At 57.1% G+C, this 23,206-nt stretch carries 22 protein-coding genes; 11 read left to right on the top strand and 11 right to left on the bottom strand.

Annotated elements, in window-relative coordinates; genetic code table 11:
* Positions 1–38: 38 nt before the first annotated feature.
* The 3 genes from murJ to mutS form a co-directional block, all read right to left on the bottom strand.
* Positions 39–1,658, bottom strand: a complete 1,620-nt coding sequence (gene murJ, locus FPY71_RS16930; protein WP_149301511.1) for a murein biosynthesis integral membrane protein MurJ — start codon at positions 1,656–1,658, stop codon at positions 39–41.
* Positions 1,655–4,492 carry a [protein-PII] uridylyltransferase gene (locus FPY71_RS16925; protein WP_149301510.1) on the bottom strand — a complete coding sequence of 946 codons (2,838 nt, stop codon included), beginning with the start codon at positions 4,490–4,492 and terminating at the stop codon, positions 1,655–1,657. Before FPY71_RS16925 ends, murJ begins: the two co-directional genes overlap by 4 nt.
* 101 nt (positions 4,493–4,593) lie before the next feature.
* Positions 4,594–7,266 (bottom strand): DNA mismatch repair protein MutS, encoded by a 2,673-nt coding sequence (mutS, locus tag FPY71_RS16920; protein WP_246160672.1) that lies wholly within the window; start codon positions 7,264–7,266, stop codon positions 4,594–4,596.
* 247 nt (positions 7,267–7,513) lie between these two features.
* Here mutS and FPY71_RS16915 point away from each other — a divergent pair, with 247 nt between their 5' ends.
* Positions 7,514–7,780, top strand: a complete 267-nt coding sequence (locus tag FPY71_RS16915; protein WP_149301509.1) for a hypothetical protein — start codon at positions 7,514–7,516, stop codon at positions 7,778–7,780.
* 4 nt (positions 7,781–7,784) lie between these two features.
* On the opposite strand, the gene FPY71_RS16910 is transcribed toward FPY71_RS16915, so the two are convergent.
* On the bottom strand, positions 7,785–8,675 hold the full coding sequence (locus FPY71_RS16910; protein ID WP_188052398.1) for a LysR substrate-binding domain-containing protein: 891 nt from the start codon (positions 8,673–8,675) through the stop codon (positions 7,785–7,787).
* A gap of 130 nt (positions 8,676–8,805) precedes the next feature.
* Between FPY71_RS16910 and FPY71_RS16905 the strand changes: the two genes are divergently transcribed.
* From FPY71_RS16905 to FPY71_RS16885, 5 genes are read left to right on the top strand one after another with little or no spacing between them, the layout of a single operon-like run.
* Positions 8,806–9,948 carry a M24 family metallopeptidase gene (locus FPY71_RS16905; protein ID WP_246160696.1) on the top strand — a complete coding sequence of 381 codons (1,143 nt, stop codon included), beginning with the start codon at positions 8,806–8,808 and terminating at the stop codon, positions 9,946–9,948.
* A gap of 50 nt (positions 9,949–9,998) precedes the next feature.
* Entirely contained in the window at positions 9,999–10,766 is a 768-nt protein-coding gene (locus tag FPY71_RS16900; RefSeq protein WP_149301506.1) for an ABC transporter permease, read from the top strand.
* A 44-nt stretch (positions 10,767–10,810) separates the two neighbouring features.
* Positions 10,811–11,794: an ABC transporter substrate-binding protein gene (locus tag FPY71_RS16895; protein ID WP_188052396.1), complete on the top strand. Its 984-nt coding sequence runs from the start codon at positions 10,811–10,813 to the stop codon at positions 11,792–11,794.
* A 3-nt stretch (positions 11,795–11,797) separates the two neighbouring features.
* Positions 11,798–12,568: an ABC transporter ATP-binding protein gene (locus FPY71_RS16890; protein WP_149301504.1), complete on the top strand. Its 771-nt coding sequence runs from the start codon at positions 11,798–11,800 to the stop codon at positions 12,566–12,568.
* Positions 12,565–13,311, top strand: coding sequence for a maleate cis-trans isomerase family protein (locus FPY71_RS16885; protein WP_149301503.1), 747 nt, complete (start codon positions 12,565–12,567; stop codon positions 13,309–13,311). Before FPY71_RS16890 ends, FPY71_RS16885 begins: the two co-directional genes overlap by 4 nt.
* 6 nt (positions 13,312–13,317) lie before the next feature.
* On the opposite strand, the gene olsB is transcribed toward FPY71_RS16885, so the two are convergent.
* The 4 genes from olsB to FPY71_RS16865 all read right to left on the bottom strand — a co-directional run bounded on the left by olsB (position 13,318) and on the right by FPY71_RS16865 (position 16,793).
* Entirely contained in the window at positions 13,318–14,190 is an 873-nt protein-coding gene (olsB, locus tag FPY71_RS16880) for a l-ornithine N(alpha)-acyltransferase (RefSeq protein ID WP_149301502.1), read from the bottom strand.
* Positions 14,191–14,305: 115 nt separating this feature from the next.
* The gene (gene lspA, locus FPY71_RS16875) at positions 14,306–14,815 is read right to left on the bottom strand and encodes a signal peptidase II (protein ID WP_149301501.1); all 510 of its coding nucleotides are present in this window, start codon (positions 14,813–14,815) and stop codon (positions 14,306–14,308) included.
* Complete coding sequence (locus FPY71_RS16870; protein ID WP_246160669.1) at positions 14,812–15,663, bottom strand: TrmH family RNA methyltransferase; 852 nt, start codon at positions 15,661–15,663, stop codon at positions 14,812–14,814. The genes lspA and FPY71_RS16870 overlap by 4 nt, the downstream gene beginning before the upstream one ends.
* A 26-nt stretch (positions 15,664–15,689) precedes the next feature.
* A complete protein-coding gene (locus tag FPY71_RS16865) occupies positions 15,690–16,793 on the bottom strand; it encodes a class I SAM-dependent methyltransferase (RefSeq protein WP_149301499.1) in 1,104 nt (367 codons plus the stop codon).
* Between the two features lie 111 nt (positions 16,794–16,904).
* Between FPY71_RS16865 and FPY71_RS16860 the strand changes: the two genes are divergently transcribed.
* Positions 16,905–17,363 carry an SRPBCC family protein gene (locus FPY71_RS16860; protein WP_149301498.1) on the top strand — a complete coding sequence of 153 codons (459 nt, stop codon included), beginning with the start codon at positions 16,905–16,907 and terminating at the stop codon, positions 17,361–17,363.
* A gap of 14 nt (positions 17,364–17,377) precedes the next feature.
* Here FPY71_RS16860 and FPY71_RS16855 read toward each other — a convergent pair whose 3' ends face one another.
* From FPY71_RS16855 to sppA, 3 genes are all read right to left on the bottom strand, one after another.
* Positions 17,378–17,749, bottom strand: a complete 372-nt coding sequence (locus FPY71_RS16855; protein ID WP_149301497.1) for a lipopolysaccharide assembly protein LapA domain-containing protein — start codon at positions 17,747–17,749, stop codon at positions 17,378–17,380.
* Between the two features lie 104 nt (positions 17,750–17,853).
* Complete coding sequence (locus FPY71_RS16850; protein WP_149301496.1) at positions 17,854–18,135, bottom strand: integration host factor subunit beta; 282 nt, start codon at positions 18,133–18,135, stop codon at positions 17,854–17,856.
* A gap of 136 nt (positions 18,136–18,271) precedes the next feature.
* Positions 18,272–19,234, bottom strand: a complete 963-nt coding sequence (gene sppA / locus FPY71_RS16845) for a signal peptide peptidase SppA (protein ID WP_149301495.1) — start codon at positions 19,232–19,234, stop codon at positions 18,272–18,274.
* 205 nt (positions 19,235–19,439) lie between these two features.
* Here sppA and lptC point away from each other — a divergent pair, with 205 nt between their 5' ends.
* The 4 genes from lptC to rpoN all read left to right on the top strand — a co-directional run bounded on the left by lptC (position 19,440) and on the right by rpoN (position 23,165).
* Positions 19,440–20,138 carry an LPS export ABC transporter periplasmic protein LptC gene (gene lptC / locus FPY71_RS16840; protein WP_188052394.1) on the top strand — a complete coding sequence of 233 codons (699 nt, stop codon included), beginning with the start codon at positions 19,440–19,442 and terminating at the stop codon, positions 20,136–20,138.
* Between the two features lie 5 nt (positions 20,139–20,143).
* Positions 20,144–20,734 carry an LptA/OstA family protein gene (locus tag FPY71_RS16835; protein WP_149301493.1) on the top strand — a complete coding sequence of 197 codons (591 nt, stop codon included), beginning with the start codon at positions 20,144–20,146 and terminating at the stop codon, positions 20,732–20,734.
* A 41-nt stretch (positions 20,735–20,775) separates the two neighbouring features.
* Positions 20,776–21,558, top strand: coding sequence for an LPS export ABC transporter ATP-binding protein (gene lptB, locus FPY71_RS16830; protein WP_425457909.1), 783 nt, complete (start codon positions 20,776–20,778; stop codon positions 21,556–21,558).
* Between the two features lie 269 nt (positions 21,559–21,827).
* The gene (rpoN, locus tag FPY71_RS16825; RefSeq protein WP_149301492.1) at positions 21,828–23,165 is read left to right on the top strand and encodes an RNA polymerase factor sigma-54; all 1,338 of its coding nucleotides are present in this window, start codon (positions 21,828–21,830) and stop codon (positions 23,163–23,165) included.
* The last annotated feature ends 41 nt before the right edge of the window (positions 23,166–23,206 follow it).

Raw genomic sequence — 23,206 nt, 5'->3', positions numbered from 1 at the left:
GTTTTCGCGACACTCTATGGCGCGTCCAACGAATGCGATCAAGCGTTCCTTGCACCTCGTTTGCGACGTGCAGCCAGCATTCGCGAAATCATCTGGCGGTCTGCCGCCCCCGTTACGAAACACAGGGCAAAATAGCTGGCAACGGCTGCTGCAACCAGAATGCCAATAGCCAGCACCTGCACGCCAATTCCGGCACCGGGCTGAATCCAGTGGCTCAGAAGCGGCATCAGCAAAAGCAGCACCCCGCCCATCAATGCTGCACACAGCAAAAGCAGGCAGCAGCGTTTCACCAGACTTCGATCGACAATCCACAAGTTTCGCGAATAGAGACCGTGAAACAGCAGCAGCGCGTTCAGCCAGCCGGCAAGGCTGGTTGCCAGAGCGATGCCCTGTTCTGCCATGACATAAAACAGCGCCACCGAAAGCACGGTATTGGCCCCTGCCGATGCCATTGTCACCATCATCGGGCGGCGCGTGTCCTCCCGCGCGAAATAGCCGGGTGTAAACACTCGAATCATCACAAAGGCCGGGAGGCCGAGGGCATAAATTCCCAGCACCGCCGCCACCGCCGCCGTGGTGGATGGGGTGAAGGCCCCACGCTCGTAAATGATGCGAATGATCGGCTCGGGAATGATGAACAGGGCCACTGCTGCGGGCAATGTCAGAAACAGCGCAAATTCCAGACTGCGATTCTGCGTATGCTGCGCCTCATCCAGCCGACCACCCTTCAGCGCGCGAGACAGTTCAGGCAGCAGCACCACACCGATGGCCACCCCCACCATGCCAAGGGGCAATTGATATGGGCGGTCGGCATAGGTCAAAATCGACACGGCACCGGGCTTGAATGAGGCTATGGCCTGACCGACAAACAGGTTGATCTGCGTGATGCCGCCAATCAGCGCCGCAGGACCGGCAAGCACCAGCAATCTTTTAAGGTCAGGCGTCCAGCGTGGCCGGCGCAGTGCAACGGAAAATCCGGCCATGCGCATCGCGACGGTAACCATGACGAACTGCGCCACGCCCGCCACCAGCACACCCCAGCTCATGGCAAAGCCTAGCGCCCGCGTGTCCTGGCCATCCCACAAGGCCCAAACGAGGACGCCGATCAGCACCACATTCAACAGGGCAGGCGCGGCGGCAGCGGCAAAAAACCGGCGATAAGCGTTCAGAATGCCGCCAACCATCGCCACCAGAGACATGGATGCCAGATAGGGGAACATGATGCGGGAAAAGGCCACCGTGATGCCAAAGCGGTCTTCGCAGCTGAGAGCCTGCTGCAACGCCGCCTCGTCAATGCAGACATTCAGGCCCGGTGCAATCACCGTGCGCACCAGAAACGGCATGAAAATAATGGCCGGCACGGTCAGCGCAAACAGCACCACGGTCAGAAATGAAAAAACCTGGGTGGCGAAATCCCTCGCCGCGGCCTCGCCCTTTTCTTCCAGAGCTTTTGAGAACAGCGGCACAAAAGCCGAGTTCATGGCGCCTTCGGCAAAAAAACGCCGGAACAGATTGGGAAACCGAAAGGCGAGGTTGAATGCATCGGCCACCGGCCCGATACCAAGTGCCGACGCCATAAGCATTTCGCGCACAAAGCCGAAAATGCGCGATACCAGCGTAGCGCCGCCAACCGTGGCAAATTTTGACAGAAGATTCACGGCTGCACCATGCCGAAGGCCAGCGCCGTGTTGGACGAGCTTGAAGACGAAGCCTCGCCCTCGGCACTTTCCAGAACCGACATCAGCCGCCGCTCAATCCGCTCAATCCGGTTTTCGCCGGTAACCTTCATGCCCAGAAGATCGGTCACGTAGAATACGTCCACAACCTTTTCGCCATAGGTCGAGATATGGGCGGAACGAATATCCAGGTTCAAATCCGACATCGCTCCCGTCAGGTCACACAACAGGCCCGGCCTGTCGAGGCCTTCAACTTCGATAACCGTCAGCGCATTGGACAATTCATTGTCCACCCGCACCTGCGGGCGCACCACGAAGGATGAAAGATCACGAACCGGACGCCGCGCGAGCAAGGTTGGCACAGCCTCCTTGCCGCCCAGAAGGTCACGAATATTGCGCACAATCCGGTCACCGCGCCGCATTTCATCCTCGTCCTGCGGGAATTGCCGTGACACAGTAACAATATCCAGCGCGCGGCCATCGCTCATGGTGAAGACCTGCGCATCGGTGATGTTCGCACCCGCAGCGGCACAGCCGCCGGCTATGGTCGACAGCAAACGCGGATGGTCCGGCGCGATGACTGTTATTTCCGTCATGCCGCGGAAACTGTCCGTGCGCACGGATGCAACAAAGCCACTGGATGCTGACTCGCGAATGAAATGTGCCAGTCGGACCTGATCTTCCAAAGGCGTGGTCAGGAAGTAGTTTTCATAGTGAATATCCAGGGCAGCCTGTTTGTCTGCCTCCGGCCAGTCTGCCAGCGCCTGCGCCAGCTCGGTTCTGGCCACCTGCACCCTGTTGGCGCGTGATGTCTGGGTGAAGCCGCCCGTCAGCATGGGCTCGCTTTCCCAATACAGGGTGCGAATGAGCTGGCCTTTCCAGCCGTTCCACACACCCGGCCCGACCGCCCGAATGTCGCATACGGTCAGAATTGTCAGCAGCCTCAATCTTTCCAGCGATTGCACCTTTTCGGCGAAATCCAGAATCGTCTTGCGGTCATTCAGGTCGCGCTGCTGCGCCACCATCGACATTGTCAGGTGCTCCTGCACCAGCCACGACACCAGCTCGGTTTCCCGCTCATCCAGGCCGAAACGCGGGCATATCTGCCGGGCAATTTCTGCCCCCGCCACCGAATGATCCTGCGGGCGGCCCTTGGCAATGTCGTGCAGCAACAACGCCACATACAGCGCAGTTCTGTCTTTGACTGTGGAAATGATGCTGGCCACCACCGGCAGCTCGTCCTGGTACAGTCCGCGCTCAATGCGCGACAGCACACCGATGGAGCGCAGAAGATGCTCATCCACCGTGAAGTGGTGATACATGTTGAACTGCATCATCGCGACAATCTTGCCGAACTCCGGAATGAACCGGCCAAGAACCCCCGCCTCGCTCATTCGGCGCAAATGCAGTTCCGGGTTGTTGCGATCTGTCAGAACATCCAGAAAAAGGCTGTTTGCCTCGGCATTGTCGCGCAGATCCTGATTGATCAGCAGGAGCGAGCGGCGGATCAGCTTCAGGGCATCCGGGTGGTATTCCAGCTCATGACGCGCCGCCAACGTGAAAATGCGGATGAGATTGACCGGATCCTCAGCGAACACGGTTTTCGAGGTAACGGTGATGCGGTTGCTGTCGATCTGAAATGCCAGCGTTCCGGGTATGGAGCGTGAGCGCTGCCGCAGATTTCCCAGCCACTGTCGCAAGCCCGCCGGAGCTTCCTTGGCATTTTCCTCTTCCAATGCGGCACAGAGAATGCCTGTCAGATCACCCACATCCTTGGCGATGAGAAAGTAGTGCTTCATGAAGCGCTCTACGCCCTTGAGGCCCGGATGAGTATTATAGCCAAGCCGTTCGGCTATTTCCGGCTGCAGGTCAAAAGACAGTCGCTCTTCCGCCTTGCCGGTCAAAAAATGCATGTGGCAGCGCACCGCCCACAGAAAATCATCGGCCTTGCCAAACAACCGGCCCTCACGTCGTGACAAGACGCCCAGCGCCACCAGTTCTTCACGCGTGTCGGCGTGGTAGTGATATTTTGCAATCCAGAACAGGGTGTTCAGGTCGCGCAGCCCGCCTTTGCCCTCTTTGACATTGGGCTCCACCAGATAGCGCGTGTCGCCCGAGCGGGCATGCCGTGCATCACGTTCCGCCAGCTTGGCTGCAATGAATTCTGCGCTGCTGCCTGCAACGACTTCATCGTCAAAACGCCGCGACATTTCGTCAAAAAGCTGCTGGTTGCCGGTGATCAGCCTGCGATCCAGAACAGCGGTGCGAATGGTGAAATCGCTGAGCGAGAGGCGGATGCATTCGTCCACCGAGCGCGTGGCATGGCCAACTTTGAAGCCCATGTCCCACAAGAGATAAAGCAGAAACTCGGCGCATTGCTCTCCCAACGCCGTTTGCTTATAGGGCAGCAGAAACAACAGATCGATATCTGACCCCGGCGCCAGAGTACCCCGGCCGTAGCCACCAACAGCCAGCACCGCCACGCGTTCAGCCGACGAGAGGTTGGGCGTGGCAAAAACATGGGTCAACGCAAAATCGCTGATAGCCCGGATCAATTCGTCCTGCAGCCACGAGATCCGGCGCGCGCACAAAATGCCGCTGCCGTCTTCAAACAGCATGGCCTCTATGGCCTTGCGCCCCTGTTTGTTAACGCTGCGCATATGCTGCAACAGCGCCGCGCGGCTGTCACCGCCGCTTCTGGCAATTTCGCCGATATCCGCAAGCAGCTGTGCCACGTCCAGTATTTCAGGACAGCGCAGATCCGGCTGTTGATCGGGCGAATTAGATAAACGGGCTTTGGCTTGTCTTGCGGCCATGACTCAACGTTATCACGAGCTATCGGACGCAAAACCGATGCACGCTTTTGCGGGAACTGCAGTCTATAATCCCATTCTCCTCCCGGAGCAAAGTGAACCGGTCAGAGTTTTGACAGTCGTTTCAACTCATACACCGCTTCCAGTGCATCACGCGGGCTCATCTGGTCCGGATCAAATGCCGACAGAGCCTCCAGCACTGGAGAGATCTTCTTTTCTTCCGGCACAGGGCGGCTCAGCATGGAAAACAGCGGCAGATCATCAATAATCGCCGCCCGCTTTTCACCCTGCTCGCTTTTTTCCAGCTCTGAAAGGACATGGCGCGCCCGTTCAACAACCGCTGCCGGAAGGCCGGCAAGGCGTGCAACCTGAATGCCATAGGAGCGATCTGCCACCCCGGCTTTCACCTCATGCAGAAAAATGACCTCGCCTTCCCATTCCTTGACGCGCATTGTCGCATTGCTGAGCCGTGACAGGCGAGACGACAGCGCCGTCAGCTCATGAAAATGAGTGGCAAACAACGCACGGCATCGATTGGCATTGTGCAGATGCTCTACCGCCGCAAAGGCTATCGAAAGCCCGTCATAGGTGGATGTGCCCCGGCCAATCTCATCCAGAATAACCAGTGTGCGCGGTCCTGCCTGGTTGAGAATGGCGGCGGTTTCAACCATTTCCACCATGAAGGTGGAGCGGCCCTCTGCCAGGTCATCCGAGGCGCCCACCCGTGAAAACAAGCGGTCAACCACCCCTATTCTGGCTCTGCCCGCTGGAACGAACGATCCCATCTGCGCAAGGACCGCAATCAACGCATTCTGCCGCAGAAACGTGGATTTGCCGCCCATATTCGGGCCAGTCAGCAGCCAGATCGCGCCGCCCTGCACCTCTGCCCCAACCGGGGGAGAAAGGTCGCAATCATTGGCAACAAAAGCATCGCCGCCACTGGCCTTCAATGCAGCTTCAACCACCGGGTGGCGGCCATTTTCAATGCAGAAGGACAGGCTGTCATCCACCTCCGGCCGCACCCAGCCATTGGCACGCGCCAGTTCTGCCAGGGCAGCGGAGACGTCCAGAATGGCAAAGCTTTCCGCTGCGCGGCGCAGGGCAGCAGTTTCCTGAAGCACCACGTCACGCAAGTGGTCGAAAGCTTCCAGCTCCAGCCGCAGCGCTGTTGCGCCTGCCTCGACAATCCGGGATTCAAGGTCGCCCAGCTCCACAGTGCTGAACCGCATGGCGTTGGCCATTGTCTGGCGGTGAATGTAACCGGAATAGGAGGACAGCAGCGTCGGCCCTTGAGACTCGGGCACCTCGATGAAAAAGCCAAGCACATTGTTGTGCTTGATCTTCAGGCTCTTCAGCCCGGTCTCATCGGCGTAATGCTGCTGCAAACCGGCAATGTAGCGGCGGGATTCATCGCGCAAGCCGCGCGCCTCATCCAATGCCGGGATGGCACCGCTGGCTATAAAGCCGCCATCGCGCTTCTGAAGCGGCAGTTCTTCCGCCAGCATCGTATCCAGTTTCTGCAAAAGCTCTACCGGCAATTTCTGAAGATGCTGAACCGCTCCAGCCAGTTCCGCGGGCAAATCATGCCCGGCCAAAATTTCCACTGTTTGCCGGGCACGCTCCAGCCCGCTCATTACCGCGCCAAGATCCCGCGGGCCCGCCCGGTCCAGCGACAGCCGGGAAATTGCCCGCTCAATATCCGAAGTGCCCTTGATGGTCAGTCGAAAGGCATCGGCCAGCACGGGCTCTTCGACAAAAAACTCCACACAGGCCAGCCGCTGCGCAATTTCCTCTGAATCGGTCAGAGGCTGCGCCAATCGCGAGGCCAGCACCCGGCACCCGGCCGCTGTAACCGTGCGATCAATGGTTGCCAGCAACGAGCCCTGCGTCTTGCCCGACAGTGTGCGCGTCAATTCCAGACTGGCGCGGGTTGCGGGGTCAATCATCATGACCGAACCGGCACTCACCTTGCGCGGATAGTCCAGAGCGGGCCGCGCAGCAAACTGGGTTTTGCCAAGGTAAGAGATCAGCGCCGCCGCGGCCGCCAGTTCCGCGCGTGAAAAATCGCCATAGCCCGCCAGGGTGCTGACATCAAAAAACCGGCATATTCGCTCCTGCGCCGTAGCACCGTCGAACAGCACGGCGGGCTCTGCTCGCGCTGCGCGTTGCAGGCGGCGAACCAGCGCAACCATTTCCGGCTCACGCGCCAGATTGTCCGGATAGATCACCTCGCTCGGCTCCAGCGCCAGAACATCGGTTGCCAGCAAATCCGGCTGGGTGCTGGTCAGTCGAAACAGACCGGTCGAAAGATCTGTCCATGCGAGCGCATAGTCGCCAGTCGCGCTGCCACCCAGGCGTGCAATGCTGACGAGAAAATTCGGCCGCCCCGGTTCCAGCAGCGTTTCCTCGGTTATAGTGCCGGGCGTAACCAGACGCACCACCTGCCGCGCCACCACAGATTTGGAACCACGTTTGCGCGCTTCCGCCGGGTCTTCTGTCTGTTCACACACGGCCACACGAAAACCATGCGCGATCAGACGCTGCAAATAATCATCAGACGAAACAACCGGCACTCCCGCCATAGGAATGTCGTCACCCTGATGCTTGCCACGCTTGGTCAGCGTTATACCCAGCGCAGCCGAAGCAATGATGGCATCGTCAAAAAACAGCTCGTAAAAATCGCCCATCCGGTAAAACAACAGGCAATCTGTATTCTGTGCCTTGATTTCCAGATATTGCGCCATCATCGGTGTCGGCGCGGCTGTAACTTCATTCATGCGGTATATCCGGAAATGACCTGACAGGGATTTTGAAATTGACGCATGTCTTCATCTAACGCCCCGTGGAAGGGGATGGAAGCTGCAGGCCTGCTTCATCCACGCCTTATTGCATGGTGTTAAATCACTGCCACTTGAAGCAGGACCACTTGCGCACGATAATAATGCTGTGGTCTTCATCTGCCATTCATATGTGCCACAGCACAATGATCTCAAAACAAGAAGTTGATGTATAAGGATGCCACTCATGATCCGCAGGTTTGGTCTCGTTGCCGCCCTGACATTTGGACTCGCGGGAGCCGCTACGGCGCAATCCTCTATATATGATTACGCCCTGCAGCATCCAACTGAAGACGCTGCCCTGACCACACCGCCCTCACTGGGCGCGTCCGTGCCGCAGAATGTGCAGTTGCATCAGGCCGACGACGGCAACGGTGTTTACGGCTATTTTTTCTATGATGGCCGACCGGTCATTGTGGACCTCGGCACCCGTTCCATCGTGCGGATAGGCTGAGGAATCACGGCTTGTCCTCAGCCAGATAAGTTCTGATCTCATTTGCAAAAGACCGGGCCAAGGCAGAATTTGGCCAATGTTCGGGCCAGACAAGGTTGAGGTTGAACATCAATGCGGGTCGAAAAGGCCGCAATTGCGCCAGGCCGCCTGGAACCTGGGCAGCGGTAAGGCGATCCACGATGGAAATGCCGACTCCGCGCATAACCAGTTCCATTGCCACCGATGTCCAGAACACCCTGACGCGGCGACGCGTATAAACCTTCTCCCTGTCCAGAAGTGCTTCCAGCCAGAATTGTGTGCGGTCATTGTGGTCATATGTGATCAGATCACGACCCTGCAAATCGCTGATCTCGATAATGTCCTTGCTTTCCAGCGGATCGCCGGGCGGCAGCGCGCAAAACAACTCAAGATCGGCGAGAGGCTCTATCACAATGCCGGGAATTTCGGCGAAGCAGAAGCAGACACCCATATCCACCTGACGCGCGGCCACCCATTCCAGAATTCGGCTGGAACTGCGCGTCTGCAAGGCAAAGGAAACCGATGGGCGGTCCTTGAGAAAATTGGCGACGATTTCCGGCATTGCCGTCAGAGATAGAAGCGGCAAACAGGCAACCGTCAGATGGCCATGGCGGTCTCCACTCAAATCCACCATGAATTTTTCAAGCTGCGAGAGCCCTGTAAACAGCCGCTCTACCTGATCAAACAGCGCCACACCTTCCGGGGTCGGAACCAGCCGCCCGCCATGGCGTGCAAACAATGACAGTTTCAGCCGCCGTTCCAGTTGAGCAATGTATTTGCTGACTGCCGGTTGAGAGATGACGAGGCGTTGCGCCGCCTTTGAAACGGAGCCCTCGATCATAACTGCCTGGAATATTTCGATCTCACGAATGTTCAAAGGCCAGCACTCCATAACCAGCAGGTTATATATCGTGTAGAAATATGTATTTGCAACCCGAAAACGCCCGAGATAGCACTATGATATTAAGTTATCTTGCGGAGTTATCGTGGTTGAATCCTACACGCCCATGCAGCTTGCATTCTCACAAAAAGTATATTTGGACAATCTTGCACTATTGCAAGGAGACATCTCCAAAAAATCTTTAGGCTGCATTATTATATTTGACCCGGAAAGCATATACTGGCTTACGGGATACAGATCTATCGGCTACTTTACCTTTCAATGTGTATTAATTCTTCCTGATGGCAAGCCGATCATGATTTCCCGGCAGGTCAACCACGCGATCGCGCTGGCCAATGCCAATATTGCCGAATTTGTTGCCATTGAGGACACGCAGGACCCTGTTGATATTCTGGTCAAGGTTTTGAACCAGAGGATCTCACAAGGCAGCCTGATCGGGCTGGAAACTGAATCAACCTATCTCAATGTGCGGTCCTACAAACGCCTGGACGCTGCGATGCAGGGGCGTCTGGTGGACTGGGGTGGCGTCATAGAACAGGCCCGCACCATCAAGACGCCAGAGCAGCTTGATTTCATGCGGCAGGCGGCAAAAGCCGCCGTGGCCGGGCTTGATGCGGCCGTACAGGCCGTAAAACCTGGCTGCACTGAAAACGACCTCGCGGCCGCGATGCTGAGCGGCGCAACCAAGGCTGGCAGTGAATATACCCGCGTGCCACTGGTGGTAACCGGCCCGGCCACGGGCGTTTGCTTCACCACCTGGGAAAGACGGCAGGTGCAGCGTGGCGATGTCGTATTTCTGGAGGCGGCGGCCAATATCAACCGCTACCATGCCATGATTGCCCGCAACTGCATCGTTGGCCCGGCCACGGCAGAGCACAAGCGATTTGCGCAGATCGTCATAGATGCACTGGACGCCGCAATTGCGGCCATCCGACCGGGTGTCACATCCGGGTCTGTGGATGCAGCCTGCCGCTCGGTCTTCGAAAGCAATGGTCTGGGCCAATATTTCGACCATCGCACAGCCTATGGCATCGGCATCGGCTTTCCGCCCAATTGGGCCGAAGGGCGCTTTCTGGCGCTCAAACCCGATGATGAAACCATTTTGCAACCTGGCATGACGTTTCACCTTGTTCCATCGCTGTTTATGCCAGCCTTCTGTTTCATGAGCAGCGAAAGCGTTGCAGTGACTGACGATGGCTGTGAAGTGCTGACAGATTATCCGCGCAAGCTGATTGAACTGGATTTTTAAAAACAACAAAATCAAGTGCTTCGTAGAATTTGAAGCTCGGAAGGACTGACATGCGGGCAAACTGGATTTATCCGACAGCGGCGATATTGCTGTGCATTCTGTTGTGGCAATTGAGCATTTCGGTGTTCAACTTTCCGCCCTACCTGGTGCCGCCGCCGCTGCAGGTGCTGGAACGTCTGTACAACAATGCAGGGTTTTTGCTCTACCATTCCTGGATTACGACGATCGAGTCGTTGGGTGGCTTTTTCCTCAGCATCGTCATCGGCATTCCCCTTGGCATTCTGTTGGTCTGGTCACGCACGCTGGACCGCGCCATCATGCCCTTGCTGGTTGTGTCGCAAGCCTTTCCGAAAGTCGCCATTGCGCCGCTGATCATCATCTGGTTCGGGCTGGGGCTTTTTCCCAAAGTTCTGATCGCATTTTCCGTGGCGTTCTTCCCCATCGTCGTCAGCACCATTGCCGGCATGCGCTCGGTAGATTCCGACATGAATGATCTGGCCCGCTCCATGCAGGCTTCCGCGTTGAAAACCTTCCTGCGGATCCGGTTGCCATATGCCATGCCGCAGATTTTTTCCGGCCTGAAAGTTGCCATCGCCTTTGCCACGGTCGGCGCGGTCGTTGGCGAATGGGTGGGTGCAGAAAGCGGCCTTGGTTACCTGCTGCTGGCCGCCAATGCCAATCTGGACACGACATTGCTGTTTGCCGTGCTGGTGGCGCTGATGATCATTGGTCTTGTACTCTACTATGCCGTTGAAATTGCCGAGAAAATTATGATCCCGTGGCACATCAGCGTGCGCGGTGACGAAAGAACCTCATAAGAAGAAGCATCCACTGTATCAATCATTATCCAATGGAGAGAAAAATGGCGTTCGGACTATTGAAAGGCGCGGTCGCATTGACTGCAACCGTTGTGATGACCGTATCCGCATGGGCTGATGACACCATCAGGTTCCGCCTTGATTACAGTATTTATGGCACACACGCACCATTCTACCTCGGCATTGAGCAGGGGCTCTACAAGGATGAGGGCATTGAACTGACCATCGGCGAGGGCAGCGGCTCCAGCAACACTGCCAAGCTTCTTGCGCAGGGCACGGACCCCATCGGCTTCCTGGATTACGGCACGATGGTGAAGGGTATTGCAGCAGGAATGCCGCTGAAGGGAATTTTTGCGGTTCATCAGAAGTCGCCGATGATCATTATCAGCCATGCAGAGAACCCGGTGAAATCGCCAAAGGATCTGGAAGGCAAAATTCTTGGCATGAGCCAGTCTGAATCGACTGCGCAAATGTTTCCGGTTCTGGCTGCAATTAGCGACACCGACCCGGCCAAGGTCAACGTGATTTCTCCGGCAGTTGGCGCCAAAACGGCTTTGTTTCTGCAAAAGCGCGCAGATGCCATTACCGGTGTGACATATTTCCATTTGCCACCGCTTGAAGCGCAGGGAGCAGAGCTGGAATATTTCCTTTATTCAGACTTCGGCATCAATGCGCTGGAAGGTGGCATTGCCGCAAACACCGAGTGGCTGGCTGCAAACCCCGATCTGGCCAAACGCTTCATTTCCGCCACAAGCAAAGCGTTCGAGATTGCCAAGGCTGAACCGGAGAAAGCTGTTAATGCACTGATCAAGCAGCGCCCGGACCTCCAGCAGAACCGCGATATGCTCATCCGGCAACTGGAATTGTCGATGGAAGCAACTGCCACTCCCAATACAGAGGGAATGCCACTGGGCAAAATGGCAGAGGCTGACGTGCAGGCAATGTTGGACCAGTTCGTCCAGTCTGAGCAGATCAAAGAGGGGATGACTCCGGCAGAAGTCTATTCCAACGAATTTATTGTCGAGTAAATCATGCTGAAATCAGACAATCCTGCGATCGAGATCCAAAACGTTACCCAGCATTTCGGGAAATTTCAGGCTCTTGATCGTATTGATCTTGATATACCGCAGGGTCAGTTTCTGTCTGTACTTGGGCCATCGGGGTGCGGCAAAAGCACCTTGATGCGCGCAGTTGCAGGTCTGGTTCCCCCTACAACCGGCACAATCAAAATCGCAGGCGATCAGGTCGTCAAGCCGCATCCCGATGTTGGCATTGTCTTCCAGCGCTCAACACTGCTGCCCTGGCGCAGTGTTGTTGGCAACATCACCCTGCAACTGGAAATGCGGGGCAAATCCGTCGATGCCTATCGCAGCAGGTTGAATGAGCTGATTGAGCTGACCGGTCTGGCCGGGTTTGAGGAAGCGCTGCCGCACCAGCTCTCAGGTGGCATGCAACAGCGCGTTGCCTTGTGCCGCGCGCTGATCCACGACCCGAAAATCCTGCTGATGGACGAGCCTTTCGGCGCTTTGGATGCCATGACGCGCGAAACAATGAATCTTGAGCTGCAGCGCGTCTGGCTGGAAAGCCGCAAGACCGTGATGTTCATCACTCACTCCATTTCCGAAGCGGTTTTTCTGTCCGATCGAATTGTAGTGATGAGCCAGCGGCCCGGTCGTGTTGCCATGACCATTGACGTCGATCTGCCTCGGCCGCGCAACTACACCATGGTGGGCGATCCGGTGTTCATCGAGGCCACAACACAAATACGCAAGTGCTTCGACGCCGCGGGAATGACAGAATGACGGAAGCGACCGAAATTCGCTACGATGAAGGGCCGTATCATCGGGCGCGTCTGGGTTTCATCTGCGTTGCCAATGCCGGACTGACTGAGGGCGATCTGTTTGCCATGCGCCCCCCGGGCGTTGGACTTTCCATCACCCGTGTGCGCATGCGCGCTGACTGCACGATTGACAACCTTGCAGGGATGGACGCCGATCTGGATGCGGCAATGGCGACGCTGTTTCCTCACCGCGATGACATGGATGTGCTCTGCTATAACTGCACTGCAGGCAGCTTCGTGATTGGTGAAAACCGGATTATAGAACGGATGCAGAGCGGGCGTTCCGGGATGCGTGCAACCACGCTTCTGTCCGGCACAGTCGCGGCTTTGCGGGCTGTAGGTGCATCACGCATTGCCATCGCGACCGCCTACACGGACGACATCAACGAACTCGAGGCTGATTATTTTCGGCACAGCGGTTTCGACGTCGTGAACATTGCGGGTCTGGGCCTGTTGAAAGACATTGATATGAACCGTATTGCCCCGGACTATCTGGCGGACTTTGCCAAATCTGTGAACCGGCCGGATGCGGACGCGGTTTTCATCAGCTGCGGCGCGTTGCGCTCGACACCCATTGTCGAGCAGCTTGAGCAGGAGTTGGACAAGCCGGTGATCGGCAGCAATCAGGCGAGCATGTGGAATTGCCTGCGATTGGCCGGAATAGACGACCGCATGGAAGGCTTTGGCCGACTGTTCAGGCTGTAAACAGCTTCAGGCGGCAAAGCGCCCTGCGTCACTGCCATAGTGCGATACATAACGCTCGCTGATATTGGCGACCGGCAGAACAATCAGCACATCCGTGGTGCCAAATTGCATGTCCACCACAGCACCGTCGCCAACGTGCCCACCCAGCCGCAGATAACCTTTCAGCAAAGGCGGCATTGCTGCCAGCGCCCGCCGCGCGTCTGCGCATGAGCCGCCCTCTCCCAGCGGCACACGCCGCGCCGGAAGTGCGGTGACCTGCCATTCCTGCGGCGGGCGGGCATTTTCCCGGAGAAACGACAGTGGCAGTTCAAGTGCACGCGGATCTGTGCCGGAAAAAGACGCACAGCCAAACAGGACATCAATCCGGTGGTTCAGCACATAGGACCAGATACCTTGCCACAAAAGCTCGACCGTGCGCTTGCTGCGATAGTCTTTCAGCACGCAGGAGCGCCCCAGTTCCAGAAAGCGCTTGTCCGGATGGCGCGCCACCAGCGTGCTGATGTCAAATTCCTGCGCCGTATAAAAGCTTGCACCTGCCGGCAGCATTTCCTGCCGCAACAGGCGGTAAGTGCCGACAATCTGCTCTGTGACCGTGCCGGGCAGGCTGGTATCTATGACCAGAAGATGATCACACAGCCGGTCAAACTGATCGGAGTCCAGTCGTCGCACACGCTGAAGAGGCGAGGCCTTGGCCCGCATTTCCTGATAAAAAACCCGGTAGCGCAGAGCCTGCGCCGCCCGAACTTCCAGCCGGGATCTGGCAATGCGGGTTTCCAGCGGCCCAATGCGACCCAGCACCGGTGATGCGCTGTCATACGAGGTGAACCGAACCACGGGTGCTGCCAGCCTGAAGGCATGGCTCATTGCAAATTCACGCATGTCCCGACTGCCCCCCGGCCTGTTTTTATTGCAGGCGTCACCGCCCGGCCCTCCATCATATGAGCAAAATCTGTAGCCAGACTTCACAACGCTTTGATGAACGGCAAACTCTATCTTACTCGTGGTCTGCCTTTCCAGCAATCAACGCTTTTTCAGCTTTTGCGCGGCGTGGCTGAAAGACAAACTCGTCCAGGAAGATCAACGCTGCGCCAACCGTGATGAACACATCCGCCAGGTTGAAGACCGCAAAAGACCAGACGGGGGTGTGAAAATAGAAATAGTCTGTGACGTAGCCCAGAGTCAGCCGGTCAACCAGATTGCCAATCGCCCCGCCAAAAATCAGTGCAAAGGCAAAATGCGTCAGCCCACGCTCACGCGGGGTGCTGGACCACAGCCACAGGGCAAACAGCAGCACCAGAATGGACACTGCCGCCAGCGGCAGGCCACCCAAGTCCGAGAACATGGAAAACGCAATTCCGGTATTGCGCGCGTGCAGCAGCGAGAAGAATGGCAGCAGCGTTATGCTGGAACCCAAAGGCATGCTTGTGGCCACCACCAGCTTGATGAACTGGTCGAGAAAAATGGCCGTCACGACGATGAAGACATTTCCCAGAATGAATTTCACGGCGTTTCTCCAGCATTGTCCAGCTGCAAACTGGCGCGCCGGGCTTCAAATATCATCAGGCCTGTGGCAATGGCCAGATTCAGGCTGTCTGCCTTGCCAGATTGCGGAATGCGCACCAGCACGTCGCACGCTTTGGCAAGCCCCTCTGTGAGCCCCGCCTGTTCATTGCCCATCAACAAAACCGTCTGCTGCTTGTTATAAGCCGGCTCACGGAAGTCGGTTGTGCCGGCCATGTGGGTGCCGGCAACGAGGCCTTTAAACCCCGCCCGCCAGCCGAGGAAAGCGCCCTCGCTCATGCGGATGATTGGCACGGCGAAAATAGAACCCATGGTGGCGCGCACAGTTTCCAGCGAAAACGGGTCCACCGTATCTCCGATCAGCACCACACCCTTAACACCCGCGGCATCCGCAGTGCGCAGAATGGTACCCAGATTTCCCGGGTCGCGCACACGGTCCAGCGCAACCAGTACACCATCGCCGCCCAGATCCAGCTTGCCGATTGTGGTTGTCTGCTGGCGGAAGACCCCGACGGCGCTTTGGGGATTGTCACGCCGGGTCACCGCGGCCAGAACCTTGTCCGAGACCTCCAGAAGATCGGCACCGCTGGCCACCGTGCGTGCGGCAGCCTTGCTGAGAACCGGATTGTGCAGCTGGTTTCGCGCAACAATCAGCGTGTCGATCTGCCAGCCGCTATCCAGCGCATCCAGAACCAGCTTCAAACCTTCTGCCATGAACAGGCCGGTTTCCTCCCGCCCCTTACGCAAGGCCAGATTGCGAATGTCCTTGATGATCGGGTTGGAAATGCTGGTGATTTCCTTGACCCGGCCCGGTGCCGAAGTTGGCGCCATCCTGTGACCGTTATCCGCCTTGTTTGTCATGAGCCGACCCATCTGGAAAACAGCGATGTCGAAAGCAGGCGGGGGTCATCCCCCGCCTCCCGGATGATCAACTCACCGGATTGAATGACACCGCCAAGGCCGCGGCAATGATCTTCCATCAACGCAGCCAATGAATAAAATGATGATCTGATCGAATAAGCGGTCAGAATCAGTGAAATCGGGTTCTCGGACAGCAGTCCACGCATCAGCGACAGGAGATAGGGCAGATCCTCGAAAATCTGCCACACTTCGCCTTTCGGTCCACGGCCAAATTTCGGCGGGTCGAGAAGAATGATGTCATAGCGCGAATCACGGCGCATTTCGCGTTCGGCATAGCGCACCGCATCCTCACAAATCCAGCGGATTGGCTTGTCTTCCAGCCCCGCCAGTTCCTGATTCTGCCGCGCCCACTGAATGGCCTTTTTGGAAGCATCAACATGTGTGACTTCCGCTCCGGCCCTTGCCGCCAGCAAGGATGCAAGGCCCGTATAGCCAAAAAGATTCAGAACCCTGACGGGCCTGCCAGCGCGCTTGACGGCCTCTTCAACAAAGCGCCAATGCGCCGCCTGCTCCGGAAAAACACCAACATGCCGGTAGGAGGTAAAGCGCCCCAGATAGGGCAACCCATCTTGGGCCATGGGCCATGTTTCGCCAAGATCACCATTGGGAAAGCGCCAACGCCCAGTGCCTTCCTCGTCCGTATCCCCGGTGAAAACAGCATCGGCCGCGTCCCACTCACTCGCAGAAAGACGCGGACGCCAGATTGCCTGATTCTCCGGCCGTCGAATGGTTATCGGTCCATAACGTTCCAGCTTTTCGCCGTCACCGGAATCCAGCAAGGCATAATCTGACCCAGGCTCTACCGTTAAAATCTCCGGCATCTGCAAGTCGGGCCGGGCGCCTGAGTGGTAGCGGATATCCGGGCGCGTGGACCGCGCTTCTTCCCCGCGCTCTGCCGCGCTGGGGCGTGCAGCTGGCTCTGCGGCAGGCTCTGGCGGCCGTGGGCGGGCTGACTGCACGCGCTTTTGCACAGGCCGAGCTGTATGCTCTTTGCCATAGGCAAGTTTGGTGCGGTTGTTCTTATCCCGAATTTTCTTCATGTCATGGCTATAGATTGGCGTGTCGCGGGTGGAAACCGGGCAATCGATTTATCTTTCGTTTCCGGTGTATTTATACAGATGCGAGTAAAATTATAGCTGCTGAGAGCGTCAATGTATCTTGAAGACAGCCTTCACCTGCCTCTGCCACGCCAGACCGTATGGGAAGGCCTGAACAATCCCACCGTGCTGAAAGCCTGTATTCACGGCTGCGAGACGCTGGAATGGCAGTCTGCCGACCAGTTGCGCGTAACGGTGGCCATCAAGCTGGCAATAGCGCGGGTGCGGTTCAATGGCACCATTACACTGCAGGATGTTGTTGCTGGCGAAAGCTATACTCTGCAAGCACAGGGCAGCGGAATTACCGGCTTTGCCACCGGCTACGCCAAGGTAAAGCTGTTGGATGAAGGGGCAGGCACCCGCCTGGAATTTCAGGCTGGTGCCAAAGCCGGCGGCGCGCTGGAAAAGCTGGGCCATGAGTGGATAGAGAAGGCTGGGAAAAAACTTGTCAGCCGGTTCTTTGAAAGATTCTGCGAACAGGTGACCCTCCACCTGATCCAGCCCGGTTCATAAACCCGGTCAGAACTTCAGGATTTCACCGGTACCGCCAATGGTTGTGCCCGCAGGTCGGGGAGTAAGTCGCGCTCTTCGCGCAGGCGGCGCAGCCTTTCGTTGGAAACTTCGACCTCATGACGAAGCTCTTCAACCTCACGCCGGCGACGTGCAGCACGCGCCCGGTAGTGAGATTGCGTCAGCCACGTTCCGAGCCCACCCAGAAGCAGTCCGAAAATAACCCCGGCCAGCAGCAGGACAAACAGCGGCGCGCTGATGGCATATTGCGGCATGGTGCCGAAGACATCCAGCGACACGGTCACCGGGTGCCGGTTGACCACGCAGAATATCACCAGCAGAATTGCCAGTGGCACACCGATCAGAAGCATCAAAAATCTGGATAACATTCTTGCGATACCGCCTGTTTGTCTGACGCGGCGCACAGCATTCTGTCCGCCGCCTCTGAATAGATAAACCCGGAACCTGCCGCGTCAATCTTTCAATGAAGAGCTCAATCAGAGTTCAGGCGCTCACGAAGCTCTTTGCCTGCCTTGAAAAATGGAACCCACTTTTCCTCAACTTCCACCGCGTCACCCGTGCGCGGGTTGCGGCCGGCCCGTGGCGGGCGATTCTTGACCGAAAATGCACCAAAGCCCCGCAGCTCTACGCGGTTGGACTCACACAGTGCATCCGTAATCTCGTCGAAGATCGCGTTCACAATGGTTTCCACGTCCCGCTGATACAGATGCGGGTTGCGATTGGCTATAATTTGCACGAGTTCGGATTTGATCACGCAGTTTGATCCTTCAGACTAAACCCCGGAGGGCTGAATGCCAGCATCCCCGCACACCGGGGCGGAGGATTCTGGCGGTTAAACTTTATCGGCAGATGTGGCGGCGCTGGCTCTCCAGCAGACACATCACTGCCTCTTATTGCTCCGAACGACCCGGAAAAGGTTGCCAGAGCGACAACAGACCGTCAAGTTGCGCGCCTTTTCCAAACAGCGCTTCAGACAGGGTTTCGGCATCCGGGCTCAAGCCCAGGACCGAAAACACGGCTGAGCGGAAAAACGGCAGTCCGCCTTTGCGGCTGGGCTCATGTTCAACAACCCGCAGAGCGGGGGAAACTCCTTTTTCCTCTTCGAGCCAACGGCGCGTTTCAACATCTCCACCCAGTGCATCCACCAGCCCGTTGGCCAGTCCCTGCTCTCCGGTGAAGATTGAACCATCCGCTAGACGGCGCACCACTGCTTCGTCAAGCGGGCGCCGCTCCACCACAATGCCAACAAACCAGTCATAGCTGTTCATCACCAATCGACGAATCATTTCAATCGCTTCGGCCGGTGCCGGTGCAAAGGGGGATGGCTCTGCCTTTAATGGGCCAGAACGCACGGCATCAAGCCGGACACCCACCGTTTCCATCAGGCGTGATGCATCGGCATACTGAAAAATAACGCCGATCGACCCAACGATGGAGGAATTATGCGCCACAATCCGGTCTGCACCAAGTGCCACCATATAGGCGGCGGAAGCACCAAGCGTGCCGATTTCTGCGACGACCGGCTTTTTCTCTGCCAGCCTGCGCACGGCGTGATAGAGCGTTTCTCCGCCCACCGTAGTGCCGCCGGGTGAATTGATCTTCAGCACCACCGCCTGAACGGATGGATCCTGCCCAAGCTTTTCCAGAAGCTTAAGCCGATCATCATCTTCGGTGATGACACCGGAAATTTTCACCGATGCAATTTGTGCGCCACCGGGAAAGCGCCTTTCGGCTCCGCCCAGATAAAACGCGCCCGCCACAAGGGCCAGAAGCACCAGGGCAAGCGCTGCGAGCCGCCAGAAACCAAGCTTTCGGCGCAAACGGCGGCGGTCAATCCAGTCTTGTGCAGTCATTGTCTGCTTCCATTTTCCCGGCATCAGCGCTTTGAACAGCGGCGAATATCTTTTCCAGCATCAAATGCCAAGCTTGGCAAATGTCCGAAAGAATCTTTCCTTTACCATCCAAAAACCGCATATGCGTTATAACGCAGCTACTCATTGTGTTATATGGCGTGAATTGACCTGATTTCATGAACCATAAATTGAACGGAATTGGCGATTGACCCTCGGCAGAAAAGCGCCGCATCAACAGCCTGGTGCAATAGCCACCGGGCAGGCGCGTCCAGCGGCAGAATTTGCGCGGGCCAATCAGCACGCGCGGCGGGTTCGCAGGCTGAAAGTTGCCCTGCCCTTGCTGGCGGGCGCAATTATTGTTGCGGGACTGGCCGCAACCTGGCTGGCCCGCTCTGCACCGGTTGACCTGACCGTGGCTGCAACCACCATTCAGAACGGCCAGCTCGTCATGGAAGATCCGCGCATGTCGGGCAAGGACAAGAATGACCGGCCCTATTTCGTGACGGCGCAACGTGCCATGCAGGCGCTGGACCGTACGGGAGCAATTGACCTTGAGGGTATCAACGCCAATCTGACCCTTGACCCGGAAACCACTGCCGAGATTGCCGCTCTGGCCGGACGCTACGACCCGAAAGCCGAGGTTCTGCGGCTCTATGACTCCATAGAAGTTACAACTTCCAATGATATTGTTATCCGTCTATCCAGTGCGGATATTTTGTTGAATGACGGAAGACTTGAGGGCAACGGGCCCGTATACATACAGACACCCAACCAAACCTTGCAGTCTGGCAATGTCACAATCCAGAATGGGGGCGATCGGTTGACTTTCGGCAACCGCGTCAAGCTGACTCTCCTGCCCGCTGCTACCGGCGGAACAGACCAGCGGGCCGCTAACGACGAGTGACGAATATGAACCGTTTTGTAAAATTGATGGTCGCCCTTGCCGTTATGGCCCTGCCCTCGGCAGTTTATGCACAGCAAGGCGGCTTCGGGGAGAATTTCGGCGGGTTGCAGGTTCAGGGTGACCAGCCAATCACCATTGAATCGAACCAGCTGGATGTTGATGATGCAAACTCCATCGCCACATTTTCCGGTGATGTTGAGGTTGTGCAGGGCGAGACAATGATGCGTGCCGCCAAATTGATTGTGCATTATGTGCGCAAGGCGCAGGATGGAGCGCAAGCCGTTGCCACCAGCAACATGCCGGGCAATTCCAGCGACATCGACCGGCTGGAAGCGGAAGGCGATGTCTATGTCAAATCAACCGATCAGGTGGCGACGGCCAACCGCGCAGATTTTGACATGAAAACTCAGATTGTTGTGATGTCGGGCGACGTTGTGCTGACCCAGGGCCCCAATGTTGCAACGGGCTGCCGCCTGACAATTCATATGGAAACCAGCGTAGCCCAGTTGCAAAGCCGGGATTGCGGCGGCGCGGCGGCACCTGCCGGCGGGCGCGTGCGCATGTTGCTTTCACCCAACAGCCAGCCCAATGGCTGAGCGGTAACCGCAACGCGTTGATTTTTTTTGGAGTTACGCCGATTTCAGCCGAACATTCCCAAACCAAGCCCTTCTACACCAGCCCGGACGCCAATTCGGCGCATGGCACGCTTGTGGCGCGTGGCATTACCAAGACCTATCGCGGACGCCGGGTTGTGGATGGCGTGCAGGTTGGTGTTCGGCGTGGCGAAGCGGTGGGCCTGCTGGGCCCCAATGGCGCAGGCAAAACAACCTGCTTTTACATGATCACCGGCCTGATTGGCGTAGACAGTGGTCGGATTGAACTGGACGGGCACGATATTACCCGGGTGCCGATGTATCGACGTGCGCGGCTTGGCATCGGTTATCTGCCGCAGGAAGCCTCGATTTTTCGTGGTCTCTCGGTTGAAAACAACATTCGGGCCGTGCTGGAAGTGGTTGAAAAGGACAGTGCGGCGCGGGATCGCCAATTGACCGCGCTTCTGGAAGAATTTGGCATCAGCCATTTGCGCAAACAGCCTGCGACTGCCCTTTCGGGTGGTGAGCGAAGGCGCTGCGAAATTGCACGCGCATTGGCGTCGAGGCCCAATTTCATGCTGCTGGATGAGCCGTTTGCCGGGGTGGATCCGATTGCGGTGGCCGACATTCAGGAACTGGTGAGGCATCTGACCCGACGTGGCATTGGTGTGTTGATCACCGATCACAATGTGCGGGAAACCCTGGGGTTGATTGACAGAGCGTACATCATGCACGCGGGCGCTGTGCTGACGCATGGCACGCCGCAGGAAATTGTGGCGAACAGTGACGTCCGACGCATTTATCTTGGCGAGCAGTTTACCTACTAGCATTCCCGTTGAAGCGTTAATGCTTCGACGAAAGGACAATGCGGCAGGACAAAAGGCCTTCGCATTTCCCGCTGAAGCGGTAACGCTTCAGCGGCAGGACAATGCGGCAATACAATAGCCTTCGCATTTCCCGTCGAAGCGATAATGCTCCGGCGGCCAAAAGACCTTATTGAGCGGTGCGGGCCAATTTCGCAGCGGTTGGAGGCCAGAGCTTGACTCGTGCGTGACATCGCAGTTTTCTACTGATTGTGATTTTCGAGCGGAAATTCATGAATTTCTCCCTCAAACTTCAGGCCCGCCAGAGCCAGTCTCTGGCGATGACGCCGCAATTGCTACAGTCGATCCGGCTGCTGCAATTTGGCGCATTGGAGTTGCAGGCTTTTCTGGAGCACGAGGCCGAGCAGAACCCGCTTCTGGAGATCACCGTGGCACCGGCTGTCAGCTCTCAACGCTCAGAAATGGCCAGTACTGGCAGGGTGACAGACAACACGCTGGACAATCTGCCCGACAATCCGGCCTCACTGTATGGCCACGCGCTGGCAGAAGTGATCGACATTCTGAAAACCCCCGAAGACATCAGGATTGGCGAGATTCTGGTGCAGCATCTCGACCGGTCCGGATATATTCGAGCCCGCGCAGGCGATATTGCGCGCGATTTTTTATTGCCTGAGTCGGCCGTTCTGCAATGTTTGCAACGATTGCAGGCACAGGCAGAGCCTGCCGGATTGTTCGCTGACGATCTGCCAGGCTGCCTTTCATTGCAACTGGCGCGTCGCAACCGGCTGGATCCGGTCATCGCTTCGGTTCTCGCCCATCTGGATCTGCTGGCGCGTCGCGATTTTGCCGCATTGCGCCGCCTGACGGGGGAAGACGAAGCTGGCCTGTTGGATATTCTGGCAGAGATCCGCCATCTTGATCCGCGTCCGGGTATGCGATTTGCTCATGACACGGGCAACATGATCATTCCGGATGTAATTGTAGAACAGGCAAGCAGCGGCCACTGGCGGGTGCAACTGAATCAACGCGCCTTGCCACGCGTTCTGATAACTAGCGAAGCCGAAACGATGGTCAGACACTGCGGAACCGAGCACGAGCAGCAATATCTGGCGCAGTGTCGCAGCAGCGCCGGCTGGTTGATCCGCTCTCTCGATCAACGTGCAAAAAGCATTCTGCGGGTTGCCAGCGAAATTGTACGGCGACAGACCGGGTTCCTGCAGCATGGCATGGCGGGGCTGAAGCCGATGACTTTGGCGGCAATTGCCGAATCAGTCGACCTGCACGAATCCACCGTCAGCCGAGTTGCCGCCGGGAAATACATTCAGACGCCGCGAGGAACCTTTGAATTCAAACAGCTTTTCTCTGCTGCGATTGGCGCGTCCAGTGAGGGTGACTCCCATTCTGCAGAAAGTGTGAAGCAGCGAATCAAACGTCTGATTGCATCTGAGGCCTTGGGGCGGGTGCTGTCGGATGACGACATTGCCGCGTATTTAAAGCGGGATGGCATTGATGTGGCACGCCGTACAGTTGCCAAATATCGTGAGTCGCAGGGCATAGGGTCTTCGGTTCAGCGGCGTCGGGAGATGGCGGCAAAAAGTCTGGTGTCGTGACCTCCTACGAGATTTTGCAATCTTAAGTTTCGAAACCATCG

Origin of the sequence: Aureimonas fodinaquatilis (genome assembly GCF_008369445.1) — a bacterium.
Taxonomy (GTDB): Bacteria; Pseudomonadota; Alphaproteobacteria; order Rhizobiales; family Rhizobiaceae; genus Aureimonas; species Aureimonas fodinaquatilis.
The sequence above is the reverse complement of the archived record's forward strand: the minus strand, read 5'-3'. Positions and strand labels throughout refer to the sequence as shown.